This is a genomic window from Jingyaoa shaoxingensis, from assembly GCF_014385005.1.
Classification (GTDB): domain Bacteria; phylum Bacillota; class Clostridia; order Lachnospirales; family Lachnospiraceae; genus Marvinbryantia; species Marvinbryantia shaoxingensis.
The window spans coordinates 127,568-150,246 of record NZ_JACRSZ010000003.1 but is presented as its reverse complement, the minus strand read 5'-3'; the positions used below and the strand labels follow the sequence as shown (position 1 = coordinate 150,246).

At 44.2% G+C, this 22,679-nt stretch carries 17 protein-coding genes; all 17 read left to right on the top strand.

All coding sequences use genetic code 11. The features are described 5' to 3' along the window. Positions 1-169 precede the first annotated feature (169 nt). The 17 genes from H8716_RS04570 (at position 170) to lepB (ending at position 22,678) form a co-directional block, all read left to right on the top strand. On the top strand, positions 170-8,722 hold the full coding sequence (locus H8716_RS04570) for an InlB B-repeat-containing protein (protein ID WP_249307342.1): 8,553 nt from the start codon (positions 170-172) through the stop codon (positions 8,720-8,722). Continuing rightward, positions 8,719-9,573 (top strand): S8 family peptidase, encoded by an 855-nt coding sequence (locus H8716_RS04565; RefSeq protein ID WP_249307341.1) that lies wholly within the window; start codon positions 8,719-8,721, stop codon positions 9,571-9,573. Before H8716_RS04570 ends, H8716_RS04565 begins: the two co-directional genes overlap by 4 nt. Positions 9,574-9,701: 128 nt before the next feature. Then, positions 9,702-10,715 (top strand): phosphate acyltransferase PlsX, encoded by a 1,014-nt coding sequence (gene plsX / locus H8716_RS04560; RefSeq protein ID WP_249307340.1) that lies wholly within the window; start codon positions 9,702-9,704, stop codon positions 10,713-10,715. A gap of 11 nt (positions 10,716-10,726) precedes the next feature. Then, entirely contained in the window at positions 10,727-10,960 is a 234-nt protein-coding gene (gene acpP / locus H8716_RS04555) for an acyl carrier protein (protein ID WP_249307339.1), read from the top strand. A 57-nt stretch (positions 10,961-11,017) separates the two neighbouring features. Continuing rightward, positions 11,018-11,710: a ribonuclease III gene (rnc, locus tag H8716_RS04550; protein ID WP_249307338.1), complete on the top strand. Its 693-nt coding sequence runs from the start codon at positions 11,018-11,020 to the stop codon at positions 11,708-11,710. Further along, positions 11,711-15,271, top strand: coding sequence for a chromosome segregation protein SMC (smc, locus tag H8716_RS04545; RefSeq protein ID WP_249307337.1), 3,561 nt, complete (start codon positions 11,711-11,713; stop codon positions 15,269-15,271). It begins immediately after the preceding gene. Positions 15,272-15,284: 13 nt separating this feature from the next. Continuing rightward, on the top strand, positions 15,285-16,223 hold the full coding sequence (gene ftsY / locus H8716_RS04540) for a signal recognition particle-docking protein FtsY (RefSeq protein ID WP_249307336.1): 939 nt from the start codon (positions 15,285-15,287) through the stop codon (positions 16,221-16,223). Between the two features lie 2 nt (positions 16,224-16,225). Next, positions 16,226-17,449, top strand: a complete 1,224-nt coding sequence (gene ilvA / locus H8716_RS04535; RefSeq protein ID WP_249307335.1) for a threonine ammonia-lyase — start codon at positions 16,226-16,228, stop codon at positions 17,447-17,449. 70 nt (positions 17,450-17,519) lie between these two features. After that, complete coding sequence (ylxM, locus tag H8716_RS04530; protein WP_249307334.1) at positions 17,520-17,837, top strand: YlxM family DNA-binding protein; 318 nt, start codon at positions 17,520-17,522, stop codon at positions 17,835-17,837. Positions 17,838-17,839: 2 nt separating this feature from the next. Next, positions 17,840-19,189, top strand: coding sequence for a signal recognition particle protein (ffh, locus tag H8716_RS04525; RefSeq protein WP_249307333.1), 1,350 nt, complete (start codon positions 17,840-17,842; stop codon positions 19,187-19,189). Between the two features lie 84 nt (positions 19,190-19,273). Continuing rightward, positions 19,274-19,519, top strand: a complete 246-nt coding sequence (rpsP, locus tag H8716_RS04520) for a 30S ribosomal protein S16 (protein ID WP_117449677.1) — start codon at positions 19,274-19,276, stop codon at positions 19,517-19,519. A gap of 16 nt (positions 19,520-19,535) precedes the next feature. After that, positions 19,536-19,766 (top strand): KH domain-containing protein, encoded by a 231-nt coding sequence (locus H8716_RS04515; RefSeq protein ID WP_249307332.1) that lies wholly within the window; start codon positions 19,536-19,538, stop codon positions 19,764-19,766. A 60-nt stretch (positions 19,767-19,826) separates the two neighbouring features. After that, entirely contained in the window at positions 19,827-20,333 is a 507-nt protein-coding gene (rimM, locus tag H8716_RS04510) for a ribosome maturation factor RimM (protein WP_249307331.1), read from the top strand. Then, a complete protein-coding gene (gene trmD / locus H8716_RS04505) occupies positions 20,330-21,064 on the top strand; it encodes a tRNA (guanosine(37)-N1)-methyltransferase TrmD (protein ID WP_249307330.1) in 735 nt (244 codons plus the stop codon). The genes rimM and trmD overlap by 4 nt, the downstream gene beginning before the upstream one ends. Further along, positions 21,057-21,554, top strand: coding sequence for a hypothetical protein (locus H8716_RS04500; RefSeq protein ID WP_249307329.1), 498 nt, complete (start codon positions 21,057-21,059; stop codon positions 21,552-21,554). The genes trmD and H8716_RS04500 overlap by 8 nt, the downstream gene beginning before the upstream one ends. A gap of 134 nt (positions 21,555-21,688) precedes the next feature. Beyond that, on the top strand, positions 21,689-22,036 hold the full coding sequence (gene rplS / locus H8716_RS04495; RefSeq protein ID WP_249307328.1) for a 50S ribosomal protein L19: 348 nt from the start codon (positions 21,689-21,691) through the stop codon (positions 22,034-22,036). Between the two features lie 57 nt (positions 22,037-22,093). Further along, entirely contained in the window at positions 22,094-22,678 is a 585-nt protein-coding gene (gene lepB, locus H8716_RS04490) for a signal peptidase I (RefSeq protein WP_249307327.1), read from the top strand. Position 22,679: the final 1 nt, after the last annotated feature.

Below are 22,679 nucleotides of genomic sequence, written 5' to 3'. Positions count from 1 at the left end.
AACGAATATTGGGATATATATAAAACATCGGCAAAGTTCCGGTGTTTTTTTATGCAAAAAAAAATTATAAAAAATGAAAATAAAGTGAAAGGATTTTTCTTTTTTAGTCTTTTGATTAATATAGAACTATTTTGCAAATAGACAGACATGCCGAAAGGGGAGAAAAAGGATGAAGAGAAAACGGAGACAACGCTGGATCGCTATGCTGATGGCAGTGGTCATGCTGACCAGTACAATGGGTAGCACCGGGCTGGCACAGTCACTGGAGATGGATCGAAGCCAGGTGCAGGAATCTGGCGAGGTGCAGGAGACAGGCACAGAAAAGATTCTATTGCCTGATCGGGTTAAGGCATGGACCGGAGAATATGAGACAGTTACCACGCAGCAGGAAGCAGATGCGCTTCGGACGCAAGATGAATCGAAAAATCTGCTGATTACTGCAAAAGAGTGTACATTGTCAGGGCTGGACTATGGTGAAATTGCAGCGGCTGCTACAGAAAAGCTGGAACTGTCAGATGTGAAAGCAAAAAGATTTACAGCAGATCAGGTCAGTGAACTGCGGCTAAGCGGAACAGAACTGGAACAGCTGTATGTTCAGACTGCAAAGGGTCAGAGTTTGACGTTACATATGGATGCAGAAACAAAGATTCCGGAAATCTTTCTGGAAGGAGAAGGAAGTGTCCTGCTGGAAGGCAATGGCGCACTTGGTATGGTTCATGTAACGGGTGCATTAGAGACTGCAACAGTCAGAGCCACCTGCTCTGTGAGGAATGAATCCGGACAGGCGGTTCAGCTTGAAATGCCAGAAGGAAATCAGATGACACTGGCATCTGGTCAGCAGGAAGAACTGGTGCTGTCATCTTATCAGGTGACTTTTATGGCAGATGGACAGGTCTATGACAGCAAAATGGTGAAGCCTGGTGAAACCATTCCGTTCCCGGAACAAAATCCGCAAAAAGATGGATTTATTTTCACCAGCTGGTATCAGGATGAAGCATTCACAGAGAGCTGCTCTCAGTTTGCGGTTGCAGAAGGCGAAACTACACTTTATGCAAGATTTGTGGATGCATCGGAAGCAATCGAAGTGACTTTTGACACCATGGGCGGACGGGAACTGGAGCCACAGATCTTCGCAAAGGGAGAAAACCTGTTAACCAGACCAATCAATGAGATTTATACCGAAAAGGATGGATATACCTTCGGTGGATGGTGCGTGGATCCGGAATGTACTACGGCATTTTCCTATACAGAACCGCTGGAAGAGTCTCTGACGCTGTATGCTTTCTTTGTATCAGAAGAAGCACAGGAAACAGAAAAAGACGGAACATCAGCAGACTTGACAGATTTTGACTGGCAGGGAACCATTCCACTTCGTACTGAGAAAGAAATGACTCTGGACGAAGTAAAAAAGAATGTTCGTGTGGAAGCAGGTTCAGGTGCGCTGGATCCGGAACTGGATATTACTGAAACAGAAGATGGATTTGCTATTTCCGGATCTTATTATGAAAAAGATGGTGAGACAGGATTTGAACCGGGAGCAACTTTCAGCATCATGGTATCTGGAGGTGTGCATTTTGCAGATTACTCAGATGATACCGATACAGCAGTGGTATCTGTATTTAAAAAGCAGGTAGAAGTAGTCGGCTTTTCTGATGATATGACCTACGTGCTCTGGGATGATGTGATGGAATATCAACCGGTGGTATCTGTGGATGAAGCATCTGAAGAAGAGACGGATTTAGAGACAGAAACATTTTCTGAGACAGAGAAAATGGAAGAAATAGAATTGGAAACTGTCGTAGAAGAGGTATCAGAAACAGAGATAGAAAGTAATCAGGCGGTAGCGGATCCTGATGGTGCAGATGCCGGGGAAGTGGAAGAGGCAGCGTACATTCCTGGTGAAATTCTGGTAAAAAACAGTGATACCACATATCAGGAAGGCGATATAGTAGCTTTCTATGATGGTGAGATAGACAGAGATGAAATAAATATTGATGCATATACAGAAGGCTCATTTGATGGATATGTACTGTTTGCACAGATTCTGAGCGTGGAAGATACGGCAGATGGGGTACATCTGACTTATGGATATGCCAGCCCGGAGGATTATCTGGAAGACTTCGATGTTCACGTTACTGACGATGTGGAGATGGATCAGCAGCTGTCAGAGGAAGATCTGGAAGTACTGACATCCAGACTTTCCAGACAGGTGGAAGAAAATGAAGAACTGAAAGCCCAGATGCTGGTATCCGTCATGAGTGCGCCGGAGACACAGGATATGCTGGATGACCTGTACGGGGAAGGCACGTATGCACTGGCAGGTATGACGGCAACTCTGACACCTGGCAGACCGGTGGTGAAGCTGAAGGTATCGGGCAGTGAGGTGACGGCAAACATCAGCATTTCAGCAACTGCCAACATTAAAAAAGATGGTAAGAACATGCTGACTGTTCAGCCGAAGCTGTCCTTTACCCAGTCTTTGTCCGTGAAGACGAATGTAGACGGTGGTAAAGTCTGGATCGATATGTCTGTGACGATCCGGTCCATGTCGAAGATTGAACTGACTGTTACAGCTACTACTGGCGGAAAAACAACCGTATTCTCAAAAGCAAAGGATACCTTAAGTGAGATTGTCAAACCGGAAGGAATCCAAGAGGGTGATTATGAATCCTATGATCAGTCTGTAGCAGATCTGATGGATACCATGAACTCCATTGTGGCAACCTCTTTGAAATATAATGATCTTTTTGATATCCTGCTGCTGAATCTGAGATTCTCTTTCTATGGAATTATTACCGTAGGCTTTGAGGTTCATCTGGTAGGACAGGTGGGAGTCCTGGCAACCTTTGGCGTAGAGATCGTAGCCAGAAGCGGGGAACGCATCGGCTTCAAATACAACTTCCTGAAATTCAAAGGAAGCTCTTATACGGAGAAGCTGGAGAGCTCCGTAACCAATAATATCTATCTGATTGGAAAGGTAGGAGCCCGCGTGGGACTGCGGCTGACGCTGTCAGTAACCATGTGTGGAATTGCCACAGCCTATATAACCGGAAGCCTCTATGCTTATGCGGAGCTGACAGGTCTGTTCTTCAATACCACGAATCTTTTAAGCGGAGCCAATACGAATCTTGGAGCATTAAAATTTGAGGTAGGTATTGATGTTGTAGTATCCCTTGGTCTGAAAGTAAGACTGATTTTCAAGACCATACGCAAGAACTGGACGGTCTATACCGGACGCTGGCCATTGTGGTCCACTTCCGTATCCAGCAGCATGAGCTATATGGATGAAGAGGAACTGGCAAAGCTCTGGGAAAAATCCAGTGCGAATGCAGATCATAAAACAGTATTCGGATTTGAAACCATTCCGATGAAAACATGGAATCTGATGGGCGGAAAATGCCAGAAGAATGAACAGTTATATGTAAAATCTGGAAAATATAAGCTTACTATCGAAAATCTGAAGATAAATGGAGAAATGGTTCCTTCAGATGATCCGAGAAATGAGATCTTTACAGTTGGAGATAAGACAAAAAATAAGAATCCAGGTTATATCTATATGGATGAATTACTGGCAGGAAAATATGCCTGCAGTGAAGTTTCTCTTGATCTGGTTTTAACATATGAAGATCATGCATCATCAGCACTGGTGAAGAAACAGGTGCAGAGATTCCATCTGGAAAAGAAATGTGACATATCAACCACGACTCAGAAAGTGAACGTTCTGCTTTATGACTGGTGTGCCAGAAACTGGGGGTTGGAAGCAGCAGAATGGGATAATGCAAAAGTATTTGAAACATCGTTTTCCTCTTCTCATATGGTTGGTGGAATCAGTGAAGCAAATGCAACCGGAACACTGAATTTGGGCGAAGTGATTGCTGCGGCTCAGACTATGTATCCGGATCTTGCAGGATTGGATTACGGATGGGGAGAACCGGCACAGGATGGAAGCATCTCTCAGCTACAGTATGCTTCTCCGAGGATCAGTAATTTCTGTTATATGACAACGGATAATGGCGTGGTGCGTTATGATGTGTATCCGGGAACACAGGAATATGAAGTGACATATTATCTGTTTATCCGCAGGTTTGAAGGGTTTGAGAACCAGATTAATTATCATATCCGTCTGAACAGTGCAAGTGAAGAGAATCAGTATGAATTCCGCATGGCACCAAAAGACGGGGCACAGGAAGAATCTTTTACAAAGGATGAAAACGGAGTTTACAATCTTTCGCTTTCCAGAAGTGTGTTTGACGGCACACAGCGTCCGGTTAAAATGTCTGTAAACGGAGGAGAAAGTGCAAGTACCGGACTTACTGTCACCGGACGGGAATATGCAAAAGATGTATATCTGGACATGAATTTTGGAAAAGTGCAGTTGAACATTGCATCTGGAGAAGGAATTGAACATTATCAGTTTGTCAATCCGGAACAGATCACAGAAGAGGGAATCCAGCCGGGACAAAAAGTAGAACTGGAAGTGGCACTGAAAGACGGTTATGGAGGACTGGAAGTAAAAAGTGATAATGATACAGTAGAATTTAACGTGCAGGATAACCGGATAAGTTTTGTAATGCCGGCGCAGGATCTGACGATTACGCTTGAGGCATACAGAAAGCACAGTATTACGTATCTGTATAATTATGCCGGAATGGGACAGTATGAACAGGTATACTTTACAGAAAACGAAGTCACACGGGAAGTAACGAATCCGACAATAGACGGGCTGACATTCCGCGGCTGGTATACGGCACAAGACTGCTCCGGAGATCCGTATCTGTTTGGTGAAACACTAAAAACAGATGTGATTCTGTATGCAGACTGGACCTGTGATGTAACGATATCTTTTGGTCCGGTAAAGGGAAAGGCGCAGTATGTCACCGGAGAGGATGAGGAACAGCAGATACATCCGGTATTTGATGGGGATGAATCCGAATATTACACATTTACATATTCAACCTTACATGTAGGGGATAAATTATGGAATATTCTGACTCCGGAATATGAAGGATATCAGTTTATGGACTGGTACATGGACAAAGAATATCAGGGACAGCCGGTGGATTTAAGTACCTATATCCTGACAGGCGGCGTGACGCTTTATGCAAGGTGGGCGAAAGAACTGAAGATTACTTTTGACCGTAATTATGCAGTCCGGGACGGTGAAATTACTACAGTAATCAGTGAAATAACCGGTTACAGCGGATACCCAATAACCTTACTGCCAGAAGAACCGGTAAGAGAATATTATACCTTTACAGGATGGTATCATAATGCGGCAGCAACAGATCCTTTTGATGCAGAAAAAGAAATTCTTGCCCAGGATGAAACCATATATGCCGGCTGGAAAGCAAATACCTATCCGATTCATTATGAATTGAATGGCGGACAGAATGCAGAAAAAAATCCGTCTGTATATACAACGGAAGAAGCATTTGAACTTTTGGCACCGACAAGGGAAGGATATGAGTTTACCGGCTGGTCAGGAACGGGTCTGGGTGATGTGACAAAAACAGTATCTGTGACAAAAGGAGAAGGCGGAGAGCGTACCTATTATGCAAACTGGAAGCCAGTGACATATACTCTTACTTACAACAAAACCTATGGAAGTGCAAAGAACAATCCGGACAGTTACACGATTGAAAGTAAGGATATTGTACTGGAACAGCCAGTCAGAGAAAAATATGAATTTACCGGATGGATCGGAACGGATCTGACTGAGGCAGCAAAGGAAGTTGTTATTCCGTCAGGATCCATGGGAGACCGGTCTTATACGGCTCTCTGGACAACAACGGATCCTATCGAACAGATCCTTCACAGAATGGAACTGCTGGCGGATGATCATCCATACGAAAAGAATCTGATTGATTATCTGACAGAAGAAGATTTTTATGCTGCAACCGATACATCCATTGAAAAGCGAAATGAAAGACTGGAAAACACGTTGCAGAATGAGGTGGAAGCGTATCTGAAGTCTCTGATAGAGCAGGATGGGGAAAGTGGAAACTATCAGACTGGAGAGATCGGAGCTTATGCAGATCAGATTCAGGTAAAAGCCGTACTGAAAAAGGCAGATCGTACCGGTGATCCTGATAAGCAGGTGTATACATGGGAGATCGAGACAACCTATACGGATGATCAGGGAGAGGAACATAAAGGCAGGATTGACAGCTATATGGCGTCTCTTGTGAAAATGACACCGGAACTGAGAATGCCGGAGATGAATCATCTTACCTATGGTCAGAAGGTAAAGGACAGTACCGTTCAATATGAAGGAAATGCCCTTTATACGAATAAGGATCTGCTGGTTGAGACACAGGTGCCGGGAACCTTTGACTGGAAAGAAGAAGAAAGGGAAAAGGTGCCATTCGGACGAAATAATGGAACCCCGAATTCAGAATATGCCATGATCTTTACACCAGATCCGGCAGTTGCAGATCTGTATACGCCGGCAGAAGGAAAAGTACCTCTGTTGACTCAGGTTGGAGTCGTGGTTATCTGTGAGGAGGTAAATGACAGGGATTATGACCCGGACAGTGCCCTGACAACCGGAACGGCAAAGCTGATGCTGGCAAATGAAGCTGGAACTGCCGGAACAGAAGAGTTACAGATTGGCGGACTATTAAAAGAAGGTACGTATACCTTCCTGAAAGATGGCAAACCGGATATGGAGCCGGAAAAAGATAAGAAAGTGCTGTATCAGGGATATACTTTGGATACAACTTTGAATACAGATGATGGCAGTTATGGAAGTGGTGTATATGTTATCTTAAATCCAGATGGTGTAGAGACAGAAGCAACCATCTATAAAATTGAAAAAGACAAGATGAATATCACATTACCAACAGCAACAGGAGAATATGAGTATGGTACATTGCTGGAAAAAGTAACTTTTACTGGTGGGAATGTAACCTATGGTACAGGTGCAAGAGAGATCGCAGGCACCTGGTCATGGACAGAACCTGGAAGTGTATTGTCAACTGTTCCATCTCAGGTCTGCATCATGAAGTTCCAGCCGAATGATACGGTTGGATATGCAGAATTTACAGTAAACATGGATGTTACTGTGAAAAAGAAAGAGATTACAGTACCTGAAATTACCGGAACCAGAACGTATAATGGCAATAAACAGTATTCCGGACTGGAAAATACGGCTTTTTATACGGTTGCGGATAACGGTGGAACAGAAGCCGGAGATTATACGGCAACTGTGACATTAAATGATCCGGAACACTATTGCTGGAAGGATATCACAGAAAACAGCGTGACAGTTCCGTATACTATCGGAAAGGCAAAAGCAACGGTGTCAGGAACAGCAGCACGGATAACGCTTGTATATGGTCAGGAGCTGACGCTGGCGCTTACGGATGGACAGACAGAAGAAAAGAAAATGTGTCTGGCAGGTAAAAATGTGACAGGCCTGAAAGTAGAATTCCAGGGAAAAACTGTTCCGGGAAAATGGGAATGGGATCTGACCGGAGCGAATGCACAGCCATGGGATGCAAATGAAACAACACCATATACTGCGAAAGTAAAATTTACCCCGGATAATGACAGTATTGAGGCAGATGAAGAAAAAACAGTGGAAGTACTGGTAAGAAAAGCAACACCGGATTATAGCGGATGCGACATTACAGCAAGTGCTATGTATCAGACAAAAGACCCACAGTATTATCTGAATTGTTCAAATCTGCAATCTAAAAAAGACCCGGTAAATCCTGTCACAGGGAAGGGGGTTGGCGGAAACTGGGGATGGGAAAATGATGGTTCCGTATATCCGACAGAAAATGGACTAAGAACGGCTGTTTTTACACCATATCCATTTTTGGAAAATAATTATACGACCGTAAATGCATCGGTATATGTGGAAGTGAAAACACCTTCTAAAGTGGCATATACAGTAAAAGCGGTAAGTTCGTTGAAGAGAACGTCTGATTTCCCACCACAGTATAATGATCTTTTTAAAGATGGAATTACATCGGGCGTTTTTGAGGGAAATAAATCAGAGCTGTCAGGAGAAATAGATATACCTGTCAGTATTTCTGGAAGAGTGAATCCTCAGAAACTGACTGTGACACTTGGAAACAGTAATTATTATATTGGATCCATAAAGTTATCAGCCAGAGGTACAAGGTCAGAGGAAACTAGTACGGCTCCCCTTAACTGGAGCCAGACTTTGGTAGGAGGAAGCAGTACATCTTATATTTATACGATTGCGTTGACAGATTATCTCGCATGGGAAAATCTTGTTGTAGAAGTGGTGGTAAAAGACCGGACTGCTTCTCAGTCTCGTAAGAATGCCCGGAAATTAGAAACAGAAAGCGAACTTCTGACAGAAACTGTAACCGAACCACAGACAGAGACTGCAGTATCGGAAACAGAGCCACAGACAAACACAACAGAGATAACTGTACCTGAATCAACTGCGCCAGAGAGCCAGACCACAGAAACAACAGCACCGGAGACTCAGATCCCTGAAACGGAGCCGCCACAGACTCAGGTACCTGAGACCAATCCTCCAGAGACTTCTGCACCAGAGACTTCCGCTCCACAGACGGAGCCACCGGCACCGGAAACATCGACTCCACAAACGGAGCCTCCGGCACCGGAAACGGCAGCACCTCAGACAGAGACCTCTGCTTCTCCGCCACCTGCCGAGACGCAGGCACCAGAGGTTCAGTCTGCTGAGAGCATGGAACCGGTACAGAATAGTGGTGACTCATGAGAAGAACATACTTTTATGCAAATGTGCTGCTTGGCATTTTTCTAACGCTGCCCCCTACAGTGGGGGCAGCAGCGGAAGGAACACCTATGGAAGTGGTGAAAGATCAAGTGACAGTCTGCATTCTGGATTCTGGCTGCAATCTGTCAGACGTACAGGGAAAGAATTATCTGGATGGCACACAGGATCTGACGGATCAGGAAGGACATGGAACGTTTGTATATGACATCCTAAAAGAAATTGCACCAGATACAGACATTTATATGCTGAAGTGCTTTGACAGCAGCATATCACTAACTCAGAATTCACAGGAAGCTAGCGAAGAGCAATCGAAAGCTCCAGATACCGGATCTGCTATTATTCGGGCTATTTATGATGCAGTAGATGTATATGATGCCGATATCATCAACATGAGCTGGACTTTGAATCAGGATAATGAGGAACTGCATGAAGCTATTCAATATGCGGCCAAGCGAAATGTATTGCTGGTGGCGGCAGCAGGAAATCTGTCATTGTCTACTCCTCTTGGGAGTGAGACCTATCCGGCTGCATGGGAAGAGGTGATAGGTGTATCCGGAGCAGATATGGATGACCAGGGAGAGCCGGTCAGTTCTCTCTGGTATCTGCAAAGTGATGCTGTATTTGTGTCGGCTGACGGGAATTATCAGGGCGAGAAGGGATCCTCTTTTGCAGCGCCCAGAATCAGCGGCGTACTGGCAAAGTATTTGTCCGAATCCCAGTTTGAGAAGCAAACACAGGAAGATGCAGAAGAATATCTGAAAGGCATCGTAGTGGATGCAGGGGATCCGGGATATGACACTACGTTTGGATGGGGCTATGTAAAGACACAGTAGAATCACATTTATCATCGTAACGAAAGTCCATGGCGAAAGTTATGGGCTTTCTTTTTTCGTAAAAGAAAAACTGTTGATTTTTATATGGATGTCTTGTATGATGATAGGTGTGTAACAGGAGGTAGAGAATGCAGGAAAAAATTAAAGTGGCAGTTGACGCCATGGGCGGAGACAATGCCCCTGTAGAGCCTATTAAAGCAGCAGTAGAAGCTGTGAATGAGAATCCGGACATCAAGGTAGTCCTGGTGGGAAAAGAAGATGTGATTCAGAACGAGCTGAAAAAATATACTTATGACCCGCAGAATATCGAGATTGCTCATGCGTCAGAAGTGATTGAGACAGGCGAACCACCGGTAAATGCCATTCGCAGGAAAAAGGATTCATCTATCGTAGTCGGCATGAACATGGTGAAGCGTGGAGAAGCTGATGCGATCATATCCTCCGGAAGTACCGGAGCCGTTCTGGTTGGAGGACAGTTAATTGTAGGAAGAATCAGAGGAATTGAAAGACCACCTCTGGCACCACTGATCCCGACAGAGAAAGGCGTGTCACTTCTGATTGACTGTGGGGCCAATGTAGATGCCAGATCTTCACATCTCGTACAGTTTGCCAGAATGGGATCCATCTATATGGAGAATGTAGTTGGCATTAAGAATCCGAGAGTCGGGCTGGTGAATATCGGAGCCGAGGAAGAGAAGGGCAATGCACTGGTAAAAGAGACTTATCCACTGCTGAAGGAATGCAAGGATATCAATTTTATCGGGAATGTAGAAGCCAGAGATATTCCGGCAGGCGTCTGTGATGTCATCGTCTGTGAGGCATTTGTGGGAAATGTTATTCTGAAGTTATACGAAGGTACCGCATCCGCGTTGGTACATCAGATCAAGAAAGGCATGATGAGTACCCTTCGTTCCAAGATTGGCGCACTTCTGGTGAAGCCGGCACTGAAGACTACTCTGAAGACTTTCGATGCCACCCAGTATGGCGGAGCACCGATGCTTGGCTTAAAGGGACTGGTTGTGAAGACCCATGGAAGTGCAACAAGCAAAGAAATCAAACATGCGATTTTTCAGTGTACGCAATTCAGTAAAGAGCGTATCAATGAGAAAATAAAAGAACACATTCTTGAAGAAACAAATTAGGAGGTACTGTTATGGAACTTGAAAAGCTGCAGAAGATTATTGCAGAGGTTATGAATGTTGACGAAGAAGAGATCACAATGGATACTACATTTGTAGATGATCTTGGCGCAGATTCTCTGGATGTATATCAGATCATCATGGGTATTGAAGAAGAGTTTGATATTGAGATCCCGAATGAGGAAGCTGAGAAGATCGTTTCTGTAGGAGATGCGGTAGAAGCAATCAAGAACGCTGTCGATGCGTAAGTTTGATCTTTGGGGGTGCCGTTGTGTGCACCCCTTTTTTGAATTATGAGGTGAAACATGAACAGAGATTTAAAAGAACTGGAAAATAAGATTGGCTATGTATTTAAGAACAGAGAATTACTGGAGAATGCCATGCGACACAGTTCCTATGCCAATGAAACCAAAAAGAAACTAAAAGATAATGAAAGACTGGAATTCCTTGGTGATGCAGTCCTTGAGCTCTCCAGCAGTGAATTCATTTTTAATAACTATCCTGGTATGCCGGAAGGCGATATGACAAAGCTTCGCGCCAGTATTGTATGTGAACCGACTTTGGCTCAGTGTGCGGCTGTAATTGAACTTGGATCCTTTCTGAGACTTGGAAAGGGCGAGGAACAGACGGGTGGACGTTTCCGTGATTCCATTGTATCAGATGCCATGGAAGCACTGATCGGAGCTATTTATCTGGACGGTGGTTTTGCTAATGCAAAAGAATTTGTGAACAGATTTATTTTAAATGATATTGAGAACAAAAAACTCTTTTATGATAGCAAAACTATCCTGCAGGAGATTGTACAGAGTTCTTTTAAGGGACAGCCAATGTCTTACCATCTGGTACGTGAAGAGGGACCGGATCATGATAAGACTTTTGTCATGCAGTTATTTATCGGTGACAGGGGATTCGAAGAAGGTAGCGGTAGAACCAAGAAGAGTGCAGAACAGCAGGCCGCTTACCGAACGATCATTACCCTGAAAGGGCAGGCAAAATAGATGTATCTGAAGAGCATAGAAGTACATGGATTTAAGTCTTTTGCAAACAAACTGAAGTTTCAGTTTCATAACGGTATTACCGGTATTGTTGGCCCAAACGGAAGTGGCAAAAGTAACGTTGGTGATGCGGTAAGATGGGTGCTTGGTGAACAAAGCGTAAAGCAGCTCCGTGGTTCCAATATGCAGGACGTTATTTTTTCCGGTACCGAGAACCGTAAGCCACTGGGATTTGCCATGGTTGCCATTACGCTGGATAATTCGGATCATCAGCTTCCGGTAGATTATAACGAAGTTACCGTAACCAGAAGGCTTTACCGTTCTGGTGAAAGTGAATATCTGATTAATGGCACTGCCTGTCGTCTGCGAGACGTAAAGGAGCTTTTTTATGATACCGGTATTGGAAAAGAAGGCTATTCCATTATCGGTCAGGGGCAGATTGATAAGATCCTGAACGGTAAACCGGAAGAACGAAGAGAGCTGTTTGATGAAGCGGCCGGGATTGTCAAGTTTAAGAGACGTAAGCTGGCGGCTCAGAAGAAGCTGGAAGACGAGAATAATAATCTGACCCGAATTAATGATATCCTCTCAGAGCTGACCAGACAGGTGGGACCGTTGGAACGCCAGTCTGAAAAAGCGAAGATTTATCTGAAAAAAAGAGATGAATTAAAACAACTGGACATTAATATGTTTTTACTGGAAAAAGAACGAATGTCCGGTCAGTTAAAAGAGGTAGAGAATAAGATCCTGATTTCTGATCATGATATGGAGACAGTGAAGGGAAAACTGGAGCAGATCCGTACCGAATATGAGAAAATTGAGCAGGAACTGGAGTCCCTGGATGTTGCTATCGAAGAAAAGAAAAATGAACTGAATCAGGGGCGCATGGTAAAGCAGCAGCTTGAGAATCAAATTGAACTGTTAAAAGAACAGATCCGTTCCGCTTCTATGAATGATGAGCATTTCCAGAGCCGTATGGCAGGGATCGAAGAGTCTCTGAAAGCATGCAGGAAGGAACTGGAAGCAGAAGAGGCAAACAGTCAGAAGCTGAAAAAAGAACTGGAAGAGACGTCAGAACAGGAAAAGAATTGTGTTCAGGAGCTTCAGAGAGTTACAGAAGAAGCAGAAGGGCTGGAAGAAAAGATTGCCACAGGACGAAACAGCCTGATTGACCTTCTGGGAGAACGTTCGAATACCAAGGCAAAATTACAGCGCTTTGAGACCATGAAGGAACAGATCCAGATCCGTAATTCCCAGCTTACCCAGCGTATGCTTTCTGCAAAGACGGAGCAGAATCAGCGGGAAGCTGTCAGGGAAGGGTATCAGAAGGAATATGATGCGATTACAGCAAAGATCCATGATCTGACGGAAGAAAATGCCCGGATTGAGGCAGGCATCAATGAGATCCAGCAGGAACTGATCCGCAGCTCCAAGGAACTGGAGACCACCAAGGAAGAGTATAGCCGCAATGTTTCCAGACTGGAAGCCCTGCGCAATATGACAGAGCGTTATGACGGATATGGCAACAGTATCCGCCGTGTCATGGAAAAGAAGGACAGTGTGGCCGGTATCTATGGAGTAGTTGCCGATCTGGTGAAGACGGAGAAGAAATATGAAGCTGCCATTGAGACAGCCCTTGGCGGAAGTATTCAGAATATTGTTACCGATAATGAGAATACGGCAAAGGCCATGATTGAATATCTGAAAAAGAACAAGTTTGGACGTGCCACATTCCTTCCGTTGAGTGCGATTCATAAAAAGGGAGGTCTTGGAAACGACCAGGCATTGTATGAGCCGGGTGCAATCGGTGTGGCAAGCACATTGGTTGATACCGACGATCGTTATGAGACACTGGTGGAATATCTGCTTGGAAAGACACTGATTGTGGATCATATCGATCATGCCATTGCCATATCCAGAAAATACCGTCAGTCTCTGCGAATTGTTACACTGGAAGGTGATCTGTTAAACCCGGGTGGTTCCATGTCCGGTGGTGCATTTAAGAATTCTAGCAATCTTCTGGGACGAAGAAGAGAGATGGAAGATCTGGAAACAAAAGTACAGTCAGCCAGAAGCCATGTGACGCAGCTTCAGAAACAGATCGAAGAGATTCGCCAGAATCGGGCAGCCAAGAGAGAAGAACTGGTAAAACGCACAGAACAGATGCAGGCAGAGTATCTAAATCAGAATACACTGAAATTAAAACTGCAGGAGATCCAGACGCAGAATGCCAGAATGCTTTCGGATAACAAATCACTGCAAAGTGAAGTAAATGAGATTCGTCAGCAGATGGAAGAGATTGACGAAGAACGTACTCAGATTGAGAAAGAAATGGAACTTTCCAAGGAGCAGGAAGCGGGTCTGGAAGCGAAGATTCAGGGCTGGCAGGCAGAACTGGAGGAGACGAGGCAGCAGCAGGAAGAAAAGAACCGTATCTGCAATGAGGTACATACTCAGACGACTGCACTGCACCAGAAGGAAGAGTTTATCCGGCAGAATATTCGGCGTATCCACGGTGAAGAAGCGCATCTCTGTGAGGAAAAGAAGAATCTTCAGGAGAATCTGTCAGGTTCCAGACAAGATGCAGAGAAAAAAGAAGCCCAGATCCAGGAGATTCAGGAATCCATTCTTCATGCGCAGCAGGCAGAAGCAGATACCGAAAAGGAACTGAATCAGATTACAGAAGAACGTAGTACCAAGAACCGTTCTCACAAAGAATTTTTCCAGGTGAGAGAAGACTTAAGCAACCAGCTCAGTGATCTGGATAAAGAGCATTTCCGACTGGATAACCAGAAGGAACGTCTGGGGGATTATCTGGAACGTCAGATTAATTATATGTGGGAAGAATATGAACTGACAGCCAGCGAAGCGGAGAAGTACCGGGATGAAGAGATCGAACATTCTCCGCAGCTTAATAAGATGATCTCTCAGTTAAAGGGTGAGATCAAGGCTCTGGGACCTGTCAATGTCAATGCCATAGAAGAATATAAGGAGCTTCACGAGCGTCATGAATTCCTGACTGCCCAGCATGCAGATCTGGTAAAAGCGGGAGAAGACCTGAAAAAGATCATTACCGAACTGGATGAGGGTATGCGGCGTCAGTTTAAAGAGAAGTTTGCCATTATGCAGCAGGAATTTGAGAAGGCATTCAAAGAGCTGTTTGGTGGAGGAAAGGGAAGTCTGGAGCTGGTAGAGAATGAGGATATTCTGGAGGCAGGTATCCGTATTATTGCACAGCCGCCTGGCAAAAAGCTGGTAAATATGATGCAGATGTCCGGTGGTGAAAAAGCATTGACGGCAATTGCTTTGCTTTTTGCCATTCAGAATATGAAGCCGTCTCCATTCTGTCTTCTGGATGAGATTGAGGCGGCACTGGATGAAAACAATGTATCCAGATATGCAAATTATCTTCATAAGTTGACAAAAAACACGCAGTTTATTATTATAACACATAGACGAGGAACAATGGCTGTTGCAGACAGACTGTATGGTATTACCATGCAGGAAAAGGGGGTTTCCACACAGGTTTCCGTCAATATGGTGGAAGACGAATTAGATCAATAGGGAGGAATCTTTCATGCAGGAAAAGAAAGGTTTTTTTAAGCGTCTGGCTGAAGGGCTGACAAAGACAAGAGACAATATTGTTGCCGGGATTGATAATATATTCAGTGGTTTTTCCAGCATTGATGATGATTTTTATGATGAAATCGAAGAGACTCTGGTCATGGGGGATCTGGGAATCAATGCAACTACGGCCATTATTGAAAAGTTGAAGCAGGCAGTAAAAGACAATAATATCAGGGAACCGGAAGAATGCAAGCGGTATCTGATTGAGAGCATCAAAGAACAGATGGATGTAGGTGAGACGGCTTATGAGTTCGAAAACCGCAAGTCTGTTGTTCTGGTAATTGGTGTGAATGGTGTTGGAAAGACAACCAGCGTTGGAAAACTTGCTGGCAAGCTAAAGGATCAGGGTAAAAAGGTTGTCCTTGCAGCGGCAGATACCTTCCGTGCAGCAGCAGGTGAACAGCTTACCGAGTGGGCGAACCGTGCCGGTGTAGAGATTATCAGCGGACAGGAAGGCTCTGACCCTGCTTCGGTTGTTTATGATGCCATAGCAGCAGCCAAGGCGAGAAATGCTGACGTACTTCTTTGCGATACAGCAGGAAGACTACACAATAAGAAGAATTTGATGAATGAACTGGCAAAGATTAACCGTATTCTGGAAAAAGAATATCCGGAAGCTTACCGTGAAACACTGGTAGTGCTGGACGGAACGACCGGGCAGAACGCACTGGTTCAGGCGCGTGAGTTTTCTGAGGCAGCCAATATCACAGGTATCATCCTTACCAAGCTGGATGGAACAGCCAAGGGAGGTATTGCCATTGCCATTCATTCAGAACTGGGCATCCCGGTAAAATATATCGGAGTAGGGGAAAGCATCGACGATTTGCAGAAGTTTGACGCCGATGAGTTTGTAAACGCATTATTTTTAAATGAAAAGGAAACAGAATAAAGATGGAATTTACAGATTTAACATTAGAAAATTTTGAAGAAGCAGCTGAAGTGGTAAAAAGAGTTACACAGGAGACTAAGCTGGTTTACAGCAAGTATTTTAGTGAGCAGACTGGCAATAAAGTATATCTGAAGCCGGAAAATATGCAGATTACTGGTGCCTACAAAATCCGTGGCGCCTATTACCGCATTTCTAAGCTGGAAAAAGAAGAACAGGCAAAGGGACTGATCACTGCATCAGCAGGCAATCATGCCCAGGGTGTGGCATATGCAGCCAAAGAACTGGGAGTAAAGGCGGTGGTTGTTATGCCGACAACCACACCACTGATGAAGGTGAATCGTACCAAGAGTTATGGTGCTGAAGTAGTGCTTCACGGCAATGTATACGATGAAGCATGTGAACACGCGTACAAGCTGGCAGAAGAGAACGGATATACATTTATCCATCCGTTTGATGACCTTGGTGTGGCAACCGGTCAGGGTACCATTGCCATGGAAATTGTTAAGGAACTTCCATTGGTAGATTATATTCTGGTTCCGGTCGGCGGTGGCGGACTGGCTACCGGCGTTTCTACGCTTGCCAAAATGCTGAATCCAAACATTAAAGTGATCGGAGTGGAACCGGCAGGTGCCAACTGTCTTCAGGAATCTCTGAAAAATGGGGAAGTAACCACACTGCCATCCATCAATACGATTGCAGATGGTACTGCAGTGAAGACACCTGGAAGCAAGATTTTCCCTTATCTTCAGAAAAATCTGGATGATGTGATTACCGTCACAGACGATGAACTGATCGTTGCATTCCTGGATATGGTAGAAAATCATAAGATGGTAGTTGAGAATTCCGGCCTGCTGACGGTAGCAGCACTGAAGCATCTGGACGTAAAGAATAAAAAGATTGTTTCCGTGCTTAGTGGTGGTAACATGGACGTGATCACCATGTCTTCTGTGGTACAGTTTGGACTGATCCAGAGAGATCGTATCTTTACTGTCTCTGTATTATTGCCGGACTCTCCTGGAGAACTGACAAAGGTATCCGCTGTCATTGCTAAGATGCAGGGTAATGTTATCAAACTGGAACATAACCAGTTTATCAGTACTAACCGCTCCAAGGCAGTAGAACTGAAGATTACCATGGAGGCATTTGGTACCGATCATAAGAATCAGATTGTAAAAGCACTGGAAGAGTCTGGTTACAAACCACGTCTGATCAGAGCCAATCCATAATTTTTAAACCGTCAAGAAAAAATACTTGACAATGCGAAGCAATTGGTATATCATGTCAAAGGTGATAGATATGGAACGATTTGTAGAGCAGACTTTATTATATGATTTTTATGGTGAGTTACTGACAGAACATCAGCGTCAGGTATATGAAGATGTGGTGTTGAATGACTATTCCTGCACGGAAGTAGCAAAAGAATACGATATCAGCAGACAGGGTGTTCACGATTTAATTAAGCGCTGCAATAAGATACTGGCTCATTATGAAGAACAGCTTCATCTGGTCGAAAAGTTCCTTTCTATTAAAGAAAAAGTGACACAGATTCATGAACTTGCAAAAGGCCAGCAGGATATTGAGCAGATATGCAGTGAGATACTGGAGGAATTATAATAATGGCATTTGAAAGCCTTTCCGACAAACTACAAAATGTGTTTAAGAACCTGCGAAGCAAGGGTAAGCTGACGGAAAGTGATGTGAAGACGGCACTGAAGGAAGTCAAGATGGCACTTCTGGAAGCCGATGTCAGCTTTAAAGTTGTAAAGCAGTTTATCAAATCTGTTCAGGAGCGTGCCGTTGGTGCAGATGTCATGAACGGTCTGAATCCTGGCCAGATGGTGATCAAGATTGTAAATGAAGAACTGGTTTCTCTCATGGGATCTGAGATGAAGGAGATTGCCTTAAAGCCTGGTAATGAGATTACCGTCATTATGATGGTGGGTCTTCAGGGTGCAGGTAAGACAACGACGACAGCAAAGCTTGCAGCGAAGCTGAAGTCCAAGGGAAGAGTGCCTCTCCTGGCGGCCTGTGACGTATATCGTCCGGCGGCAATTCAGCAGTTACAGATCAATGGTGAGAAGGTTGGCGTGGAAGTCTTTTCCATGGGTGACAAGCAGAAGCCGGTGAATATTGCCAAGGCAGCAATTGAACATGCCAAGTCACATAATATGAATGTGGTATTTCTGGATACAGCCGGTCGTCTTCATGTAGATGAAGATATGATGAATGAGCTGATTGAGATCAAGGAAGCCGTACAGGTCGATCAGACATTGCTTGTAGTAGATGCCATGACCGGTCAGGATGCGGTGAATGTATCCCAGATGTTCAATGATAAGATCGGCATTGACGGTGTGGTTCTTACCAAGCTGGACGGAGATACCAGAGGCGGTGCGGCATTGTCCATCAAGGCAACCTGTGGCAAGCCAATCCTGTACGCAGGTATGGGAGAGAAGCTGTCTGATCTGGAACAGTTCTATCCGGAACGTATGGCGTCCAGAATTCTTGGTATGGGCGATGTCATGACCCTGATCGAGAAGGCTCAGGCGAATCTGGATGAGGCCAAAGCCAAAGAGATGGAACAGAAACTGAAGAAAGCAAGCTTCGGTTTCGACGATTATCTGGAAAGTATGAACCAGATGAAGAATATGGGTGGTATTTCCAGTGTCCTCAGCATGATGCCTGGGATTGGCGGAAGCAAGATGAAGGACATAGAGGGAATGATTGATGAATCTGCCCTTGCAAGAACAGAAGCAATTATTCTTTCCATGACACCGAAGGAACGGGCCAACCCGGATATTCTGAATCCGTCCAGAAAGAAGAGAATTGCAGCTGGTGCCGGTGTGGATATCAGCGAAGTGAACCGTCTGGTAAAACAGTTTGAACAGTCCAGAAAGATGATGAAACAGCTCCCTGGTATGATGGGAGGCAAGATGGGTAAAAGAGGCAAGTTTAAACTTCCCTTTTAACATATAAATAATCCGGCAGTTGTATATACAACGCTGGTCACAATTTCCTGAAAACAGGTACAAAAATTACGGAGGTAAAATAAAATGGCAGTAAAAATCAGATTAAGAAGAATGGGACAGAAGAAGGCACCTTTCTACAGAATCGTAGTTGCAGATTCCAGATCCCCTAGAGACGGAAGATGTATCGAAGAAATCGGTACTTACAATCCAAATACTGATCCAAGCGAGTTCCATGTAAATGAAGAACTGGCTAAAAAATGGCTTGCTAATGGCGCTCAGCCTACAGAAGTTGTTGGAAAACTGTTCAAGTTAGCTGGCATCGAAAAATAAGAATTGAGGTGCGGTAATGAAAGAGTTAGTGGAAGTAATTGCCAAGTCTCTTGTGGAGCATCCGGAAGAAGTTGTAGTGACGGAAAAAGAGAGTGGAAAATCCACAGTCATTGAGTTGAAAGTTGCTCAATCAGATATGGGCAAAGTGATTGGTAAGCAGGGAAGAATTGCGAAAGCAATCCGTTCCGTTGTAAAAGCTGCTGCATCCAAGAGCGACAAAAAAGTCATTGTAGATATTATGCAATAAATTTAAGCTGTCTCATTTTGAGGCGGCTTATCTTTTATCCTATTGCAAAACGGAGGAAACATGGAACAGTTTTTACAGGTGGGTGTGATTACTTCTCCTCACGGTGTGAGAGGTGAAGTAAAGGTATTCCCGACGACAGATGATGTTACAAGATTCAAGAAATTAAAAGAAGTAATTCTGGAAGAAAAAAGAGGACAGCGTACACTGGCTGTGGAACAGGTAAAGTTTTTCAAGAATATGGTGATCCTGAAATTAAAGGGCGTAGACTCCATGAACGATGCAGAACTGCTGCGAAATGTACCACTCCTTGTGTCCCGCGAGAATGCGGTAAAGTTAAAACCGGGAGAATATTTTATCTGTGATCTGATTGGACTTCAGGTGTCTGACGAAGAAGGAAAATTTCTTGGGACACTGACAGAAGTGATTCAGACCGGTGCCAACGATGTCTATGTGGTAAAGATGGAAAATGAAAAAGAAGTCTTGATACCAAATATAAAAGAATGTATTATAAAGGTATCATTGGAAGAGAATTCCATGACAGTTCACTTACTGGAGGGTCTGCTTTGAGATTTCATGTTTTGACACTATTCCCTGAGATGATTGAACAGGGTTTTCATACCAGCATTACAGGACGGGCAATGGAAAAAGGATTACTGTCTCTGAATGCAGTAAATATCAGAGATTTTGCCGGAAACAAGCATATGAAAGTAGACGATTATCCATATGGTGGAGGCGCCGGGATGGTGATGCAGGCAGAACCGGTATATGCAGCGCATCAGTCACTGGAAGAACAGGCCGGGCGGAAGCTTCGTACCATTTATCTTACCCCACAGGGGCATACCTTTAACCAGAAGATGGCAGAAGAGTTTGCGCAGGAAGAGGAACTTGTTTTCCTCTGTGGACACTATGAGGGAATTGATGAACGTGTCCTGGAAGAGGTAGTTACAGATTATGTATCTATCGGAGATTATGTCCTGACAGGAGGCGAACTTCCGGCACTTGTTATGATGGATACCATATCCAGACTGGTTCCGGGTGTACTGAATAATGATGTATCGGCAGAGACAGAGTCTTTTCAGGATTCACTTCTGGAATATCCGCAGTACAGCCGCCCGGAAGAATGGCGTGGAAAGAAAGTGCCGCCGGTACTGCTGTCCGGTCATCATGCCAATGTGGAAAAATGGCGCAGAGAACAGTCCATTATACGGACTGCAAAATGGCGTCCTGATTTACTGGAAAAAGCGCAGCTTACAAAAAAAGAACAGGAATTTCTGAAAGGGGAAATGAAAGATGTTTGAAGATTTTGGTAAAAAATTATCTGTTTTTGGTCAGCAAATGGTAAAAAAGACAGGGGAAGTGGCAGAGATCGCATCCTTAAAGACAAAAACCCTGGCAAAGAAGAAAAAAATTCAGGATGAGCTGCTTGCGCTTGGAAGAGCATATTACGAAGAACACAAAGATGAGATCACTGAATATGAAGATAAGATCACAGCGATCAATACCATGTATACAGAGCTGGAGTGCCTGGAAGAAGAACTGAAGACTTTAAAAGAAAAGCTTCCGGAAGGCATGGATGCTGAGGAAGATATCTTCGAAGACGAAGAAAATACTGTTGCAGAAGAGACAGCACCGGAAGAAAGTGGTGAAGAAGAGGCTCCTTCAGAAGAGAAAGCTTCCGAGAAAGAAGCACCTTCAGAAGAGAATGTTTCCGGAGAAGAAGCATCTGTGGGAGAGACAGCTGCCGAGGAAAGCGGTAAAGAAGAAACATCAGCAGAAAAACAGGCATAAAAAACAGAACAATCGAAAATTTTCCTTGCAATTTCTTTCTCTGCATGATATCATGATATACGTTGTGAGAAAGAGATGGTCCTCTGTTACAGAATCGTATTATGAACATCCAAAAATATAAGGAGGAACAACAAATGCAGGAAATTATCAAAAATATCGAAGCAGCTCAGTTAAAAGAGAATGTGCCACAGTTTAATGTAGGTGATACTGTAAAAGTTTACGGTAAGATCAAGGAAGGTAACCGCGAACGTGTCCAGGTTTTCGAAGGAACTGTTCTTAAGAAACAGGGTGGAAGCACACGTGCTACATTCACAGTAAGAAAGAACTCCAACGGAATCGGTGTAGAAAAGACATGGCCATTACATTCCCCGAACGTTGAAAAAGTAGAAGTAATCAGAAGAGGTAAAGTAAGACGTGCTAAACTGAACTACTTAAGAGAACGTAGCGGAAAGAGCGCAAAGGTAAAAGAACTTGTAAAATAATACTTGAAAAGAGCTGTCTTCGGACAGCTTTTTTTGTCTCAGTCAAGGAGTTACAGTATGAGAAGAGAGAAGCGGAATCCAAGGAAAAGACAGAAGGAGAAGAAGTCTGTTCAAGAGCAGATAAAGAGCATTTTGCTCTGGATATTTGAGATTCTGGTGGTTGTATTGGCTGCGTTTGTACTGGTTTTATTTTTTGGGCAGATACGAACCAATACCGGACAGTCTATGGAAGTGACGCTGTCAGATGGAGACCATGTGCTGATAGATACGCTTTCCTACCGTATCGGTTCCCCAAAGAGAAATGACATCATTGCATTCAAGCCGAATGGAAGTGATACATCACATATTTATATTAAAAGAGTGATCGGGCTGCCCGGAGAGACCATTCAGATCAGGGATGGGATGATCTATATCAATGGTAAGGTTTATCTTGAGAAGACAGATTATCCGGCAATTACTAATCCGGGGCTTGCTTCCGAGGAGATTAAGCTGGGCGTGACCGAGTATTTTGTACTGGGAGATAACAGAAACAACAGTGAAGACAGCCGATATGCTGATGTGGGACTGGTAGACGCAGATTATATCGAAGGCCGTGTATGGATGCGTATTCTGCCGTCAGACAGCTTCGGACGAATCAGCTGAC

Bases quoted from the DNA above. Each gene is read 5' to 3' on its own strand.
- H8716_RS04500 (WP_249307329.1), top strand. From the start codon at position 21,057: ATGTTTGAAGATTTTGGTAAAAAATTATCTGTTTTTGGTCAGCAAATG.
- ffh (WP_249307333.1), top strand. From the start codon at position 17,840: ATGGCATTTGAAAGCCTTTCCGACAAACTACAAAATGTGTTTAAGAAC.
- ftsY (WP_249307336.1), top strand. From the start codon at position 15,285: ATGCAGGAAAAGAAAGGTTTTTTTAAGCGTCTGGCTGAAGGGCTGACA.
- acpP (WP_249307339.1), top strand. From the start codon at position 10,727: ATGGAACTTGAAAAGCTGCAGAAGATTATTGCAGAGGTTATGAATGTT.
- ylxM (WP_249307334.1), top strand. From the start codon at position 17,520: ATGGAACGATTTGTAGAGCAGACTTTATTATATGATTTTTATGGTGAG.
- ilvA (WP_249307335.1), top strand. From the start codon at position 16,226: ATGGAATTTACAGATTTAACATTAGAAAATTTTGAAGAAGCAGCTGAA.
- plsX (WP_249307340.1), top strand. From the start codon at position 9,702: ATGCAGGAAAAAATTAAAGTGGCAGTTGACGCCATGGGCGGAGACAAT.
- H8716_RS04565 (WP_249307341.1), top strand. From the start codon at position 8,719: ATGAGAAGAACATACTTTTATGCAAATGTGCTGCTTGGCATTTTTCTA.
- H8716_RS04515 (WP_249307332.1), top strand. From the start codon at position 19,536: ATGAAAGAGTTAGTGGAAGTAATTGCCAAGTCTCTTGTGGAGCATCCG.
- H8716_RS04570 (WP_249307342.1), top strand. From the start codon at position 170: ATGAAGAGAAAACGGAGACAACGCTGGATCGCTATGCTGATGGCAGTG.
- rnc (WP_249307338.1), top strand. From the start codon at position 11,018: ATGAACAGAGATTTAAAAGAACTGGAAAATAAGATTGGCTATGTATTT.
- smc (WP_249307337.1), top strand. From the start codon at position 11,711: ATGTATCTGAAGAGCATAGAAGTACATGGATTTAAGTCTTTTGCAAAC.
- rimM (WP_249307331.1), top strand. From the start codon at position 19,827: ATGGAACAGTTTTTACAGGTGGGTGTGATTACTTCTCCTCACGGTGTG.
- rplS (WP_249307328.1), top strand. From the start codon at position 21,689: ATGCAGGAAATTATCAAAAATATCGAAGCAGCTCAGTTAAAAGAGAAT.
- rpsP (WP_117449677.1), top strand. From the start codon at position 19,274: ATGGCAGTAAAAATCAGATTAAGAAGAATGGGACAGAAGAAGGCACCT.
- lepB (WP_249307327.1), top strand. From the start codon at position 22,094: ATGAGAAGAGAGAAGCGGAATCCAAGGAAAAGACAGAAGGAGAAGAAG.